This is a genomic window from Pseudomonas crudilactis, from assembly GCF_013433315.1.
Taxonomy (GTDB): Bacteria; Pseudomonadota; Gammaproteobacteria; order Pseudomonadales; family Pseudomonadaceae; genus Aquipseudomonas; species Aquipseudomonas crudilactis.
In genome coordinates this window covers 32,484-46,834 of sequence record NZ_WXVV01000025.1, presented here as the reverse complement: position 1 = coordinate 46,834, position 14,351 = coordinate 32,484, and the positions used below count along the sequence as shown (strand labels likewise).

The window sequence follows — 14,351 nt, the reverse complement described above, 5'->3', positions numbered from 1 at the left end:
TTGTGATCGACAGCCAGCCTCAGTAACGTGGCGACACTTGTCTGGAGAGCCGAAGATGCGTGTTGCCCGTTCGTTAGTCCTTGTTGCCCTGCTGCCGTTGTTTGCCGCTTGCCAGTTGTTCGATGGCCAGCGAGAAAGTGCCTCGCACGTCGGGCAGACGCGGATGCAGGGGCAACTGACCGCCGCTGACGGCAAACTGGTGTTCCAGCCATGTCAGGAGCAGCGCCAGCTCGTCGTCAATGACATCGGTGGTACCAGCATTCTGCAAGAAGCCGCGACGCTCGCTGATGAGCAAGGCAAGCTGTTCGCCGATGTGCGCGGCAAGGTCGCTGGCGACCGTCTCGATCTGACTCAGCTGTACCGCGTCGAGCGTTCCGGCACAGCCTGCGATGACCCCAACTTCAAACTGCTGATCCTGCGCGCCACCGGCCATGGCCCGGAGTGGAATGTCAAAGTCAGCGGCAAAGGCATGGTCATCGACCGTGAAGGCCAGCCGCCACTCGCCGTACCCTATGTTGAAGAACAACTGGGCGACGGTCGCTTCAATCTGAGCAGCGAAGCCAACAACCAGCGCATCGAATTGTGGGTCGCGCCTCAGCGCTGCGTCGACAGCAGCACCGGCAGCGTGCAGCACATGAGCGCCGAGTTGCGCATCGACGGCCAGGTGCAGCGCGGTTGCGGGTATTTCGGCGGATCGCGCAACGACTGAGCGTTTTAGCCTCACCGGATCCGGCCTTTGCGGCTTATAATCGCGGCCTTCAAACGCCCTGGCGCAGTTGTGCGCCCCGCGAACCCGGATCCTCGCCATGTTACGAATCACTGAACTCAAGCTGCCAATCGACCATCCCGAAGAAGACCTGCGCCCTGCCATCGTGCAGCGCCTGGGCATCGCCAGCGATGACTTGCTCGATTTCACCTTGTTCAAGCGCAGCTACGATGCGCGCAAAAAGTCCTCCGAACTGTGCTTCATCTACACCATCGACCTCGAAGTGCGCGACGAGGCGAAAGTGTTGGGCAAGTTCGCCGACGACCGTAACGTCAACGTGGCGCCGGATGTCAGCTACAAATTCGTCGGTCAGGCGCCGAGCGACCTGAGCCAGCGCCCGATCGTCGTCGGTTTCGGCCCGTGCGGGATCTTCGCCGGCCTGCTGCTGGCACAAATGGGCTTCAAGCCGATCGTCCTCGAGCGTGGCACCGAAGTCCGTCAGCGCACCAAGGACACTTGGGGCCTGTGGCGTAAAAGCGTACTCAACCCGGAATCCAACGTGCAGTTCGGCGAAGGCGGCGCGGGCACGTTCTCCGACGGCAAGCTGTACAGCCAGATCAAGGACCCGAAGTTCCTCGGCCGCAAAGTCCTGCACGAGTTCGTCAAGGCCGGCGCGCCGGAAGAAATCCTCTACGTCAGCAAACCGCACATCGGTACGTTCCGCCTGACCGGCATGGTTGAAAACATGCGCGAGCAGATCCGCGAACTGGGCGGCGAAGTGCGCTTCCAGGAACGCGTCACCGACGTGCTGATCGAAGACGGCCAACTGGTTGGCGTGCAATTGGCCAGCGGCGAAACCCTGCATTCCAAACACGTGGTTCTGGCCCTCGGCCACAGCGCCCGCGACACTTTCCGCATGCTCCACAGCCGTGGCGTGTTCATGGAAGCCAAACCGTTCTCGGTGGGTTTCCGCATAGAACACCCGCAATCGCTGATCGACCGCGCGCGTCTGGGCAAGTACGCAGGCCACCCGAAACTCGGTGCCGCCGACTACAAACTGGTGCACCACGCCAAGAACGGCCGCTCGGTCTACAGCTTCTGCATGTGCCCGGGCGGCACCGTGGTCGCGGCGACTTCCGAGCCGAACCGCGTGGTCACTAACGGCATGAGCCAGTACTCGCGTAACGAGCGCAACGCCAACTCCGGCATCGTCGTCGGCATCACCCCGGAAGTCGATTATCCGGGCGGCCCGCTGGCAGGCATCGAGTTGCAGGAACGCCTGGAATCCCACGCGTTCATTCTGGGTGGCAGCGATTACAAGGCGCCGGCGCAACTGGTGGGCGACTTCATCAACGACATTCCTTCGACCGAGCTGGGTGAAGTCGAGCCGTCGTACAAACCGGGGGTGGCGCTGGGCGATCTGGCCTTGGCTCTACCGGATTTCGCCATCGAAGCGATTCGTGAAGCGTTGCCGGCGTTCGAAAAGCAGATTCGCGGCTACTCGCTGCACGATGCGGTGTTGACCGGGATCGAGACGCGTACTTCATCGCCGCTGCGCATCACGCGTAACGAATCTTTGCAGAGCATGAACGTGAAGGGCTTGTTCCCGGCCGGTGAAGGCGCGGGTTATGCGGGCGGGATTCTGTCGGCGGGTGTGGACGGGATTCGCATCGCAGAAGCCGTGGCGCGCGATATTCTCGGCCTCGAAGCTTGATCAGCACTCGCTGACCCAACACAAAACCCTGTGGGAGCGAGCTTGCTCGCGAAAGCGCTATTTCAGTCAATGATGATGTTGAATGAGATGATGCCTTCGCGAGCAAGCTCGCTCCCACATTGGTTTTTGCGTTTCTTCAGATATTGGCGCGCAGGACTGAGGTCGGCAGCAGCTCCCCCCGCTCGGCACTCGCAGCCACCGCGTCGATCAACCCACTCAACTCATAACCCTGCGCCTTCAGCCAATCCTGATCGTAATAGGTGTCGGCATAACGCTCGCCACCATCGCACAATATCGCCACGATCGACCCCGACTCCCCCGCTGCTTTCATCTGTTGCGCCGCCATCAAGGCGCCGATCAGATTGGTCCCGCTCGAGCCGCCAACATGCCGTCCCAGACGTTGCGCCAGATAGTGCATGGCCGCCAGCGACAAGGCGTCAGGCACTTTGACCATCGCATCGATCACCTTGGGCAGAAACGACGCTTCAACCCGCGGCCGGCCAATGCCTTCAATGCGCGAACCGCAATCCAGACGCAAACTGGCATCACCCGTCTGGTAATAATCAAAGAACACCGAACGCTCGGCATCGGCACACAACACGCGGGTGCAATGCTGGCGATAGCGCACGTAACGGCCAAGCGTTGCGGTGGTGCCGCCGGTGCCGGGGCTGGAAATCAGCCAGCTCGGTTCCGGATGTTTCTCGTAGCGCATCTGCTGGAAGATCGATTCAGCAATGTTGTTGTTCGCCCGCCAGTCAGTGGCACGTTCGGCGTAGGTGAACTGGTCGATGAAGTGACCGCCATGTTCGCGGGCCAGACGCTCGGACTCGGCGTAGATCTGCGTCGGATCTTTCACCAAGTGGCTCTGGCCACCGTAAAAAGCGATCTGCGCAATCTTCTCTTTGGAGGTGGTCGCCGGCATCACCGCAATGAACGGCAAACCGAGCATCCGCGCGAAATACGCCTCGGAAATCGCCGTTGAACCGCTGGACGCCTCGATCACCGGCGCGCCGGGCTTCAACCAGCCGTTACACAGCGCATAAAGAAACAGCGAGCGGGCCAAGCGATGTTTGAGACTGCCAGTCGGGTGGCTGGACTCATCCTTGAAGTACAACTCGATGCCCGCAAAACCTGGCAGCGGCAAAGGGATCAGGTGGGTGTCGGCGCTGCGCTGAAAATCCGCTTCGATGATGCGGATCGCTTCGCGGGCCCACTGTCGGTTGTCGCTCATGGTGATGGTTCTCGTTGAATCGGCAGGAGATGAAGCTGTTCGAAAGGCTCACTCATCAGCTTAGGAAAAATCCTATAGCGCGCACAGATACAGCTGAGTCTCAATATGTCCGGCAACTGCTAGGCTCAGCGTGGCTTGAGCCAGACACCTTGTAACGCCATATAACAAAAAAGAATATAACTTTTGTTTTAACAACTAACAGTACGGGTTAGGGTGTCCCACCTTTGACTTTATCGATGGAGAGCGACCTTGCCTCTGCGTAGCACTTTCACGCGTTTCTTTCAGTTGGAAGCTGCCAGCGGTCTGTTATTGATCGCCGCAGCCATCCTGGCTTTGATTATCAACAACTCGCCACTGTCGTGGCTGTATACCGGCCTGCTCGACACTCCGGTGGTGGCGCAGATCGGTGCGTTGAAAATCGCTAAACCTCTGCTGCTGTGGATCAACGACGGTCTGATGGCGATGTTCTTCCTGCTCATCGGCCTGGAGGTGAAGCGCGAAGTCCTCGACGGCCAGCTGTCCAAGCCGTCGCAGATCGTCCTGCCCGGTGCGGCCGCGATCGGCGGCATGCTGGTGCCGGCGCTGATCTACTGGTTCCTCAACCGTGACAATCCGGCAGCCCTCGACGGGTGGGCGATCCCGACCGCCACCGACATTGCCTTCGCCCTCGGCGTGCTGGCATTGCTCGGCAAGCGCGTGCCGGTATCGCTGAAACTGTTCCTGATGACCTTGGCGATCATCGATGACCTCGGCGCCATCGTGATCATCGCAATTTTCTATTCCGGCGAACTCTCGACCCTTTCGCTGGGTCTGGCGGCAGCGTGCATCGCGGCGCTGGTGGCGATGAACCGGCTCGGGGTGGTCAAGCTTGGGCCGTACATGATCATCGGTTTGATCCTCTGGGTCTGCGTCCTCAAGAGCGGTGTCCACGCCACGCTGGCGGGCGTAACCCTGGCCTTCTGCATTCCATTGCGCACGAAAAACGCCGAGCCGTCGCCACTACTGACCCTCGAACACGCGCTGCACCCGTGGGTGGCCTACGGCATCCTGCCGCTGTTCGCCTTCGCCAACGCTGGCCTGTCGCTGAGCGGTGTCACTGTCGAAAGCTTCACTCACCACGTGCCGATGGGCATTGCGGTAGGCCTGCTGCTGGGCAAGACCGTCGGTGTATTCGGCCTGACCTGGCTGGCCGTCAAGATCGGCATCGCCACCCTGCCCCAAGGCGCCAACTGGGGCCAGGTCATGGGTGTAGCGATCCTGTGCGGCATTGGCTTCACCATGAGCCTGTTTGTCGGTTCACTGGCGTTTGAGCCTGGTGTAAGTGATTACGCTGGCATGGACCGGATGGGGATTTTGACCGGGTCGATTCTGGCGGCGTTGATTGGTTATGCGGTGACGGCGGCGGCGAGTCGCAAGAACTCCCAACCGATATAACCTCTGTGGCGAGGGTCAAGCGCCCTCGCCACAAACTTCCTGCGTTCCCGTTACACAGCGAACAATCCCCACGTCTTTAGCGACGCGTCCTACAGCCATCATTTTCCTGCTTCGTTAACGTTGCGCAGCCCTTTGCGAAGGGCTGTCGATGGATGAGCGAAAGGACGATCAGTGGCTGGCAACAAGGACATTCCCCGGGTTCAAAACCCACCGCAAGGCGACGGGCATCACGTCACCTACCGCTACATGACGGCCACTGAACTGGCCGAGCGCGACGCCAGACAAAACGCTTACGACGCCATGCTGGCCCGACAGGATGCTTTCGAGCGCAGCCGTGAGGTGGCGGTCAAAAAAGCCGATCCCGTTCGCGCTGGCTGCGTATTCGCCAAGTCCTGCAAATTGCCGGATGCGATTATCGATTACTCCAATCCTTCGGGGATGGTGCCGACTGACAGCCTGAAGGATTACGGCGACCTGATTCTGCTGGGCGCGCGTGAGGCGGATGAAAGCGGCGCAGTTCCGCTCAAGAAAATCGGTGCAACGGCCATCCCGGCAGGCTTCGGCAGTTTCGCGTTGACGGGTTCGGCTTTCAAAGCACTGCCCACAGTTATATCCACCGCAGTGATCACGCCATTGGTGACCCTGGTGGCGCTGTTCATGCCCTCAAGCCTTGGTGACAGCGCGCTCTATACCGACGAACAACTGCGTGGACTTGAACAGGCGCGAACGCGTGTTCGGCTGAGGGTCGAACAGCAGGCCGACGGCAGTCTGAAGGGCTACGGTTTCTACACCGGCAAGAATCGCGATTGGGAAATGGTTGATGTCGTGCAGTTCAAGTTGCGTGACAGCCAGTTCATTGCTGACTTGAGCGAAGGCGTAGAACTGATCTGGACGCCGGCTGTGGATGGCTCCGACATCCTCGGCATTCCGGCGCTGGAGGCTGCACCGCAGGCGCCGCATATCTGGGTGTATCCGCCGACGAAAGCGGCGGACGGGATACTGGTGAATCCGGTTTATCCTCCAGAGTATCGGGATTTTATTTTGGTTTTTCCGTCGCATTCTGGGATTCGGCCGGTTTACATCGTTTTAAGTCGGGCTCGCGACCATGTTTACTACGGCCACCCAAAGACACTACCGGCCTTCCCTGACGCAGTTAGAGTAAAGTCGAAATCATCGGTCAAAGGTGGCGGAAAGCAGCGAGCACGGTGGGTAGATCGCAAAGGTCGAATCTATGAATGGGATTACAAAAGTAACGCTGTGGAAAAATACGACAAATTGGGAACAACTCATTTGGGCGAATTCAATCACCTGACGGGTGAACAAACCGGGCCTGCAGTACCGGACAGAAAAACCTCCAGAAATTAAGGATTGATACATGCGCTACCTTTCGATAACCGGTTTTTATCCTGATGACGCTCAAGATAACTCTTTGCAGTTCGAGTTGGATATCACCGGAAGCGAGTTAAATGAAAAAGTCGCTCATCTCATCGAGTCCAAGCCCCTCAGCGAACTGGAACCTGGGGAGTTGTTATTGAGCGCAGATCAAGTAGCTGCGCTGGAAACCCTTCTAAACGTTAACTTCCCGAAGGGTTTAGAATTTTTTATGGGCACATGTGCTGATTACTGACTCGAAGTAAAAAAGAAAACCCCGACCAGTAACTTGATTGGGGTTATCTTTTATCGCTCGTTCCCGCTTAGTGCGAAATTCGGCTGGTTCCGCCATGGGCGGGAAAGCGCACGTGCTCGCCGACGCGGAACACTTTATTTTCCTGAACCTGCTGCACATAGGCAAGCATGCTGCCGTCGTCTTCACGGGACATACCTAACCCCCATCCCCTGAAACGGTAGATATCCCAGCCTTTCCTGATTTGAGAAGAGCAAAAAAGAAACCGCCATACAACGGAGGGCATCGGGATCGCTGGAAGGATGCAAAAGGCAGAAGAACTTACGAGTAGGACTCGATGCACGGAGAGTTGGAGGTTTACCGAGCAAGTGACGGAACTCACCTAGGCGCGTTTGACCCTTTTACAGGAGAGCGACGCGAGGACCCGAAAGATGAAAGAAGCATCAGAAAAAAATATTTGTGAGGTTGATGATGGGATTAAAACTGAGGCTGGAGTGGTACGACAAGCAAAACCATCTATGCGAGGGCGAAGAGTATTCCAAGGATTTAGGCGATGATGAAACCGTTTTGAATGCTTTGGGTATACCTGTGGAAAACAACATAAACAATGGCGGTTTCAATATTCTCGAAGAGTGGATTCGAGTCATTCAGCCGTACTTTCAACATAGCATCGTCTTCAAAACTTACGATTATCAGATCTCTTTTGACTACAGCGATGTCTGGTGACGGTCTCTTATGACTTATAGGATTGAAGCATTCGATAGGAAAACAGAGTTTCTCGTTTTTGAAGAGGAATTACCTCCAGGATGTGACGAGAATCTGGCAGCCATCATGATCTGGTCTTCCAAGCAGCAGGGCTGGGAGGGTTACGACCTCTCAAATGATCAGCTTGCCTCATTGGAGAAGCTGATCGGGAAGAATGTCTTCGATCCGAAGTACACCTTCCAACTGACGTGTAATGGACGTTGAAACACGATAAAGAAAAACCCCGACCAGTCACCTGATCGGGGTTTTCTTTACCCTGAATTCCGCTTAGTGCGAAACGCGGCTGGTTCCGCCAACGGTGGAGATACGCACGCGTTCGCCAACGCGGAACACTTCGTTCTCCTGCACCTGCTGCACATAGGCACGCATGCTGCCGTCATCTTCACGTACGGTGATTTCCACACCTTGAGTACGGGTCAGACCTTCTTCGGTCGCCGAACCAATCAGACCGCCCGCCACCGCACCGATAACGGCTGCAACGATGCTGCCCTTGCCGCCGCCGATGGCGCTGCCGCCAACGCCGCCGACTGCTGCACCGGCGATGCCGCCGATCGGGGTTTTGGTGCCTTCGATTTTCACCGGGCGCAGGGATTCGATGGTGCCCATGCGAATCGTCTGCACGCGACGCGCTTCGTCACGGGAGTAGGAGTCACCGGTCAGGCTCGATTGGCAGCCGGTAAGCAACATCGCCATCGTGGAAAAGGAAGCAACCAGCAGAACAGACTTACGCATAGCATCAACTCCAAAGAAACATATATTCATTAAACTCCGTGGCTTGACGCCTGTCACGACACCGCCCGGATAAATTGGCTTTCATTCAGGCGCGGTACAGACACCTGCACGCTCTCCCTGACGTAGCCCCTACAGTAGCGCCAAATTACCGATTCTGCGCCACGGACACCAAGGATTTTCATGGATTACTTCATCATCGTCGTCACCACGGCCGTCGGTCTGTACTTCCATTGGTGGTTGTACGTGCGGATCAAACGCTGGATGGATCGCGACCTGGCGTTGTCGCTGGCGGGCAAGGATGAAGGCAAACGCGCCTTCATGCTCGAACAGTTAGCGAATGCTCAGATGCAGAAGATCAAGCGCCGGGATCTGCCGAAGTGGCTGGAGGCCGCTGCGGCAGGCTATCCCGCTCGGTAGACTGCTCAGGGTGCCAGACGTTCAAGAATCCAGTCGGCGCCCTGCACACGGTAGTTGAGGCGATCGTGCAGACGGCTCGGACGGCCCTGCCAGAATTCGATGCGCTCCGGCAGCAAGCGGTAACCGCCCCAGTGTTCCGGGCAGTCGGGCTGAGTATCGGAGAAACGCTGCTCGGTGGCCTTGAGCAAATCTTCCAGCTCACCGCGCCCGTTGATCACCCGGCTCTGCGGTGATGCCCAGGCACCGAGGCGGCTGCCCAGTGGGCGCACCTGATAATACGCATCCGACTCCGCGGGCGTGACCTTGACCACCCGCCCTTCGATGCGCACCTGACGTTCCAGGGTCGGCCAGAAGAAGGTCATGGCGGCGAACGGGTTGGCCGCCAGATGCTGGCCCTTGGCGCTGTCGTAGTTGGTGAAGAAGGTGAAGCCCTGCTCGTCCAGGCCCTTGAGCAGCAGAATACGGCAGTGCGGTCGCCCATCCTTGTCGACCGTGGCCAGGGTCATGGCGTTGGCTTCCACCGGCGCCTGTTCGGTTTTCACCGCGTCGGCGAACCACTGGTGGAACAACGCAAACGGCTCGGCCGGAGCTTGCGCCTCGGTCAGACCATCCCGGGTGTAATCACGACGCATATCTGCCAGAGCCTGGGTCATGGCGCATTCCTTTTCGTTAGCGGATCACTTCTTGGTGGTATCGGTCGCGGCGACTTTCTTGTCGGTCGCGGCGGCTTTGGCTGGTGTGGTTTTCTTCGCTGGAGCCTTGGCCGGGGTCTTTTTAGCTGGCGCTTTGGCAGCGGCTTTCTTGGCCGGAGCCTTTTTGGTTGCCGGCACAGCGGCCTTTTTCGCCGCAGGAGCCGGGGTTACCGGTTTAGCGGCTGGCTTGACGTCCTGCGCCGCGACCATGGTCACTGGCTTCGGCGCTGGCATGTTGTACTTGCTCAGCAGCGCGACCATGGTGTTTTGCGGGGTTACCAACAGTTCGACACGACGGTTCAGGGCGCGACCTTCAACGCTGTCGTTGGCCGCACGCGGGGCTTCGGAACCCATGCCGCGCAGCATCAGGCGATCACGCTGCAAACCGCTGAGGCGGAAAATCGCGGCAATGGCCTGGGCACGTTCCTGGCTCAACTTGATGTTGGCCGGAGCGGCACCGCTGGAGTCACTGTGGCCCAATACCAGAACGGCGGTTTTCGGGTCAGCTTCGAGGATTTTCGCCACGCGGGTGAACGGGCCGAGGGTGACCGGCAGCAGCATGGCAGGACGATCCGGGTTGAACGAGCCTTCAACCGGCGCGGTCACGACCAGCACGTTTTCACGGCGTTCGAGTTGCAGGTTGCTGTCCTTGACCGCTTCACGCAGACGCGGCTCGTAGTCGTCGAGCCAAGCCTGGGTCACTTTCGGATCCGGCATCGGCACAGCTTTGGTGGTCGGCTGATCCTTGCCGCCGAACGGCCACCACCATTTGCTGCCGGTGTCGGCGTCAGCCTTGGCCACGACGACCGGCTTCTTGGCTTCAGGCGCGACTTCAGCCTTCATGTCAGCCTTGGCGGCTTCATCATCGGAACCGAACGGCCAATACCAAGGGTTGCTGCTTTCAGTTTTGGCAACCGGTGCAGTCGCCGCCGGTTTCAAAGGCGCCGGTGCCGGCTCCTTGGCCGCCACTTTGTCGGAAGAGCCGAACGGCCACCAACTGCCGCCGTCCGCATCGTTTTTCGGGGTCTGTGCACAACCGGTGATCGCTACACACAGGGCCAGGGCGAGGGTCTTTTTAGATGACATTGAAAATCCACAAAATGAAGTAATGAAAAATCAGAGCACTTTCGCCCGGATAAACAGCCGTTTTGAAACGAAAAACCGCTTGAGGTTCCGACCCTGGGACCTCGGATGAAACTTTACAGACAAGTGGCAAGCACCCGCGCGAGCTTCTGCGCGCGCGGATCCATCAAGACGTACGGCCCAAGGGTATTTGTCACAAAACCGAAGGCGACATCATGCTCAGGATCAGCGAAACCGATGGAACCGCCCGCGCCCGGATGACCAAACGCCTTGGGGCCGAGGCCATAAGTGGCGTTGGGCACGTCCGGCTGATCAAGCATGCAGCCGAGGCCAAAACGAGTCCGGGTCAGCAAAGTCTTGTCTTCGCCGAGGCTGTGTTCGCGGGTCAGCTCTTCAAGCATGTCGCTTTCAAGCAGACTGCCGTCGAGCAGGCCCGCGTAGAAACCGGCCAGACTGCGCGCATTGCCGTGGCCGTTGGCCGCCGGTTGCTGCATGCGCCGCCATTCCGGTTTGTTGGTGCTGGTGAGCACTGAAGGTGGGTTGGTAAAAGCGCGGGTGGTCATCGCGGTGGGCTCGCGCATGGTCACTTGCAGCAGACGTTGGGCGGCGGCATCGCCAGCATTGCCCTTGCCGCGCGCAATGTGCGCCACGCGATGGAATTCCTCGTCAGCCAGACCGACGTGAAAATCCAGACCCAGAGGTCTAGCGACACGAGCGACGATGGATTCGCCCGGCCCACGACCGTCAGCACGGCGCAGCAATTCGCCGATCAGCCAGCCGTAAGTGATTGCGGCATAACCGTGGCCTGTGCCCGGCGTCCACCATGGCGCCTCGGCCGCGAGGGCATCGACCATGGTTTGCCAGTCATACAACGCTTCCGGCGCCAGCAGTTCACGCAGCGCCGGCAGACCGGCCTGATGGCAGAGCAATTGGCGCAGGGTCACGGATTCTTTGCCGGCAGCGGCGAATTCCGGCCAATAGCGCGCAACCGGAACATCCAGTTGCAGCTTGCCTTCACCCACCAGTTGCAGCGCGGTGACAGCGGTAAAGGTTTTGGTGCAGGAGAACAGATTGGCGATGGTGTCGCTGTGCCAGGCTTCGGCGCCGTCCTTGTCGGCGGTACCGGACCAGAGGTCGAGGACGGTTTCTCCACCGACCTGAATGCACAGGGCTGCGCCGCGTTCCTGGGGATCGTCGAACAGTGCCGCGAAAGCTTCGCGCACCGCTTCGAATTGAAGCTCGTAATGTCCCTGAATCTGCACCCGCAACTCCCCCGCGAAAACGCTCTACAAAGTGGCCCGCATTGTTCCAGCCCTAGAGGGATTTGGGAACAGCTGCGGGCCAGACGGTTAAAAGCCAAGTCAAAAGATCGCAGCCTACGGCAGCTCCTACAGAGAAACGCGTTCCCATGTAGGAGCTGCCGCAGGCTGCGATCTTTTTAGAGCATCACAGGTTAGTGACCATTCCCCGAATGTCCACCGGCATGCCCTGCCCCCGGCCCTTTACCGGCCTCGCCCTTGCGGCCACCCTCAGCCTCATGCCCCGCTGCGGCGGCCGCTTTCTCAGCCTCTTTGCCAAGCTGATCAATCGCCTGCAAATTGCTCTTGCGCACGGTTTCGACAAAGCCCTGATACGGCAGATCCGTCACGCCCACCAGGCCAAAGTGACCATTCTCGCCATCGAGCAGACGCCCGGTCACCGGTTGATCCAGATACTGGAACCAATGCACACCGACAATCGACGGTTCGCTCAAGGCCTGTTTGAGGAAGTTGGCGTACGCCGGGCCGCGATCTTCTTCCTTGGCCACTGGCGTGACGCCGCCCCAGAACGGGCCACGATCCGCTGAGCCAAAGTTGAATTCGGTGATCATTACCGGTTTGTCCAAAGCCCCCAACGCAGCAAAGTCATAACCATCCTGCGGTTTCAGCGTGTACATATTGAAGCTAAGCACATCGCAATACTGCGCGCAGGACGCCACGGCTTCCGGGGTACTGATGGCAAAACGGCCGCCAAGCAGCAACTGGTTCGGCGCGTGCCATTTCAGCGAATCGGAAATGGTTTTGAAGTAGGTGTCGGCGAAAACCTTCTGGAAATATTTGAAGTCCGCCTCGATTTCCGGATGCTCCGGGTTCGGCAGCGGCGGCACGAAACCCGGGTCTTCCATCAATTCCCACGCCGGCAGCTCGATGCCCCAAGCCTTCGACAGCCCGGCCTGATTGCGGTATTTGTCGCGCAACTGTTTGAGGAACGCTCGCTTGGCCGGTACATCGGTGGTCATTTTCAACGTGCCGTAGGCCAGCGCGTAACGGGATTTCGGATCATCCCCGGGACCGGCCCAGGCCAGTTCGTTGTCGGCGTAATAGCCGATCAGCCACGGATCGTCGCGGTGATCGCGGGCAGCAATGGCCACGGCACGCTCGGTGGCCATGGCGAAACGCGGGTCGAATGGATCCGGCATACCGCCCCACCAGTCGCTGCCGGTGCTGATGCTGGTGTAGTCGCCGACGATCGACAGCGGCAAGGTATATGGCACGCGATCGGCATCACTCAGCGAATCGGCACTCCAGTTACCGACCGTGTTGAAGCCCCAGGCTTGCAGGCGATCAAGCGTGTGGCTGGCCCACTGTTGCTCATCGATGGTGGCCTTGCACGGTTCGGCAGCCTGTTCTGTTGTCGCTTGTACGGTTTCGGTTTTGGCCGCTTCAGCGACGCCGGACTTCGGCTCGGCAGGTACAGGGGCAGGCTCGGCGGCTTGGACGGCGGCCGTTTCAGCGGCTGCAGACTTGGCCGCTTCCGCTACCCCGGACTTGCTTTCACTGTCGGCTTTGCACGGCTCACCGTACACGCGCTGCAGGTTGGCGCCGTAGAAGTCATACCAGCGCCCGTTGCCATAACCGCGGCCCTGATCAACACCATTGCCGCCGCGGTTGTCACCTTCGCCAAAATGTCTGGCCAAGGGCTCACCAGGTTTAGGCAAGGATTCGAACATGTACTCACGCCCGGCCACGTAAGTCTGGTTGACCTGCGGGCTGACGGTGTTCACGCCCAGCGAGTAAAACGGATGCCCTTCAGGCGTGACCAGATACCAGCGGCCATCGCGCTTTTCAGTGCGGAAGAAACCGCTGGCCTTGAACGCCGGGCCTTTGTTCCAGCCACCGAATTTGTCCAGCGAGGACTTCTCACGCTCGGCCAACCAGGTTTTCAGCTGTTGCTGTTCCCTGGTGGCGGCGGATTTCAGTTGTTCGTCATTGGCGATTTTTTCCGGCCACTTGCTGCGGGTCGATTGCCCGTAAGCGTCGACCAGATTGCCGTACACCGCTTGGGTGACAGAATCGCCGTCCTGCACGCCGAAGCGTTCGAGCAGCAAGCTTTGGGCAACGTTCGGCTGATCCATCGACAGGCTCACCGAAACCACTTGGCTGCGATCAATCTCGCCGCTGCTGCTGGCCAGCAGGATCCGTTGACCATCAACGGTCATTGGCATTGGCGGTCCGGCTTTCATGCCCTGACTCAACGGCGTCGACGCCACCAGCGGCACCAGCAAGGTCTGCGCAGGACCGGCCGGCAGGTCGACGCGGCTGAGCAGTGTGCGGCCGTCATTGCTCTGGATCTGCACGTAGACCGTCACAGCCCAGTCCATTGCGCTCTGCAAGCGCAGGGTCATCATGCCGGACTGCGACCAGTCCCACGCACCGGTCTGCGGCGTCAGACGCAAGGTCGGGCGCGCCACCGCGTTGAACGTCACCCGGCGCAGCACTTCGCCCTCAGGCGTTTGCTCGGCGTTGGCTTGCGGCAGATCAGCGTTTTCGGTGGTGACTTTGACCACATCGGCGGGCCGAACGAAGTTGAACAGGGTCTGCTGACCCGCAGGCGCCGCAAACAGCGGCGTGGCGAAGATCAAAGCGAATACGGCGGGCAACGAACGGCGGATCATAAGAACGGAGTTCTCCCTA

At 59.1% G+C, this 14,351-nt stretch carries 14 protein-coding genes and 2 pseudogenes; 9 read left to right on the top strand and 7 right to left on the bottom strand.

Going from position 1 to position 14,351, the window contains the following annotated elements:
- The first annotated feature begins 55 nt into the window (after positions 1–55).
- Both GTU76_RS24035 and GTU76_RS24030 read left to right on the top strand, forming a co-directional pair.
- A complete protein-coding gene (locus tag GTU76_RS24035) occupies positions 56–709 on the top strand; it encodes a COG3650 family protein (RefSeq protein ID WP_016986584.1) in 654 nt (217 codons plus the stop codon).
- Between the two features lie 97 nt (positions 710–806).
- A complete protein-coding gene (locus tag GTU76_RS24030) occupies positions 807–2,420 on the top strand; it encodes an NAD(P)/FAD-dependent oxidoreductase (protein WP_016986583.1) in 1,614 nt (537 codons plus the stop codon).
- Positions 2,421–2,556: 136 nt separating this feature from the next.
- Here the strand turns inward: GTU76_RS24030 and GTU76_RS24025 are convergent, their stop codons facing one another.
- A complete protein-coding gene (locus tag GTU76_RS24025; protein ID WP_175555156.1) occupies positions 2,557–3,651 on the bottom strand; it encodes a PLP-dependent cysteine synthase family protein in 1,095 nt (364 codons plus the stop codon).
- Positions 3,652–3,900: 249 nt separating this feature from the next.
- Between GTU76_RS24025 and nhaA the strand changes: the two genes are divergently transcribed.
- From nhaA to GTU76_RS24010, 3 genes are all read left to right on the top strand, one after another.
- On the top strand, positions 3,901–5,085 hold the full coding sequence (nhaA, locus tag GTU76_RS24020) for a Na+/H+ antiporter NhaA (RefSeq protein WP_016986581.1): 1,185 nt from the start codon (positions 3,901–3,903) through the stop codon (positions 5,083–5,085).
- Between the two features lie 171 nt (positions 5,086–5,256).
- Positions 5,257–6,450, top strand: a complete 1,194-nt coding sequence (locus GTU76_RS24015; RefSeq protein WP_180699761.1) for an S-type pyocin domain-containing protein — start codon at positions 5,257–5,259, stop codon at positions 6,448–6,450.
- A 10-nt stretch (positions 6,451–6,460) separates the two neighbouring features.
- Complete coding sequence (locus GTU76_RS24010; RefSeq protein WP_016986579.1) at positions 6,461–6,712, top strand: pyocin S6 family toxin immunity protein; 252 nt, start codon at positions 6,461–6,463, stop codon at positions 6,710–6,712.
- Positions 6,713–6,779: 67 nt separating this feature from the next.
- Here GTU76_RS24010 and GTU76_RS30290 read toward each other — a convergent pair.
- Positions 6,780–6,899, bottom strand: a pseudogene (locus GTU76_RS30290) (hypothetical protein); the annotation flags it as partial.
- A gap of 27 nt (positions 6,900–6,926) precedes the next feature.
- Here GTU76_RS30290 and GTU76_RS24000 point away from each other — a divergent pair.
- The 3 genes and pseudogenes from GTU76_RS24000 to GTU76_RS23990 all read left to right on the top strand — a co-directional run.
- A pseudogene (locus GTU76_RS24000) lies at positions 6,927–7,172 on the top strand (colicin E3/pyocin S6 family cytotoxin); the annotation flags it as partial.
- A gap of 8 nt (positions 7,173–7,180) precedes the next feature.
- A complete protein-coding gene (locus GTU76_RS23995; protein WP_175555158.1) occupies positions 7,181–7,435 on the top strand; it encodes a colicin E3-like toxin immunity protein in 255 nt (84 codons plus the stop codon).
- Positions 7,436–7,444: 9 nt separating this feature from the next.
- The gene (locus tag GTU76_RS23990) at positions 7,445–7,678 is read left to right on the top strand and encodes a DUF7683 domain-containing protein (RefSeq protein WP_175555159.1); all 234 of its coding nucleotides are present in this window, start codon (positions 7,445–7,447) and stop codon (positions 7,676–7,678) included.
- Positions 7,679–7,741: 63 nt separating this feature from the next.
- Here GTU76_RS23990 and GTU76_RS23985 read toward each other — a convergent pair whose 3' ends face one another.
- A complete protein-coding gene (locus GTU76_RS23985) occupies positions 7,742–8,206 on the bottom strand; it encodes an outer membrane lipoprotein (RefSeq protein WP_008086349.1) in 465 nt (154 codons plus the stop codon).
- A 180-nt stretch (positions 8,207–8,386) separates the two neighbouring features.
- Here GTU76_RS23985 and GTU76_RS23980 point away from each other — a divergent pair, with 180 nt between their 5' ends.
- On the top strand, positions 8,387–8,623 hold the full coding sequence (locus tag GTU76_RS23980; protein ID WP_175555160.1) for a hypothetical protein: 237 nt from the start codon (positions 8,387–8,389) through the stop codon (positions 8,621–8,623).
- A gap of 5 nt (positions 8,624–8,628) precedes the next feature.
- On the opposite strand, the gene pdxH is transcribed toward GTU76_RS23980, so the two are convergent.
- From pdxH to GTU76_RS23960, 4 genes are all read right to left on the bottom strand, one after another.
- Positions 8,629–9,276, bottom strand: a complete 648-nt coding sequence (pdxH, locus tag GTU76_RS23975; protein WP_180699760.1) for a pyridoxamine 5'-phosphate oxidase — start codon at positions 9,274–9,276, stop codon at positions 8,629–8,631.
- A 24-nt stretch (positions 9,277–9,300) separates the two neighbouring features.
- Complete coding sequence (locus tag GTU76_RS23970) at positions 9,301–10,401, bottom strand: OmpA family protein (RefSeq protein ID WP_016986573.1); 1,101 nt, start codon at positions 10,399–10,401, stop codon at positions 9,301–9,303.
- Between the two features lie 113 nt (positions 10,402–10,514).
- Entirely contained in the window at positions 10,515–11,660 is a 1,146-nt protein-coding gene (locus tag GTU76_RS23965; RefSeq protein WP_180699759.1) for a serine hydrolase, read from the bottom strand.
- 191 nt (positions 11,661–11,851) lie between these two features.
- Positions 11,852–14,332, bottom strand: a complete 2,481-nt coding sequence (locus GTU76_RS23960) for a beta-galactosidase (protein ID WP_180699758.1) — start codon at positions 14,330–14,332, stop codon at positions 11,852–11,854.
- Between the last annotated feature and the right edge of the window lie 19 nt (positions 14,333–14,351).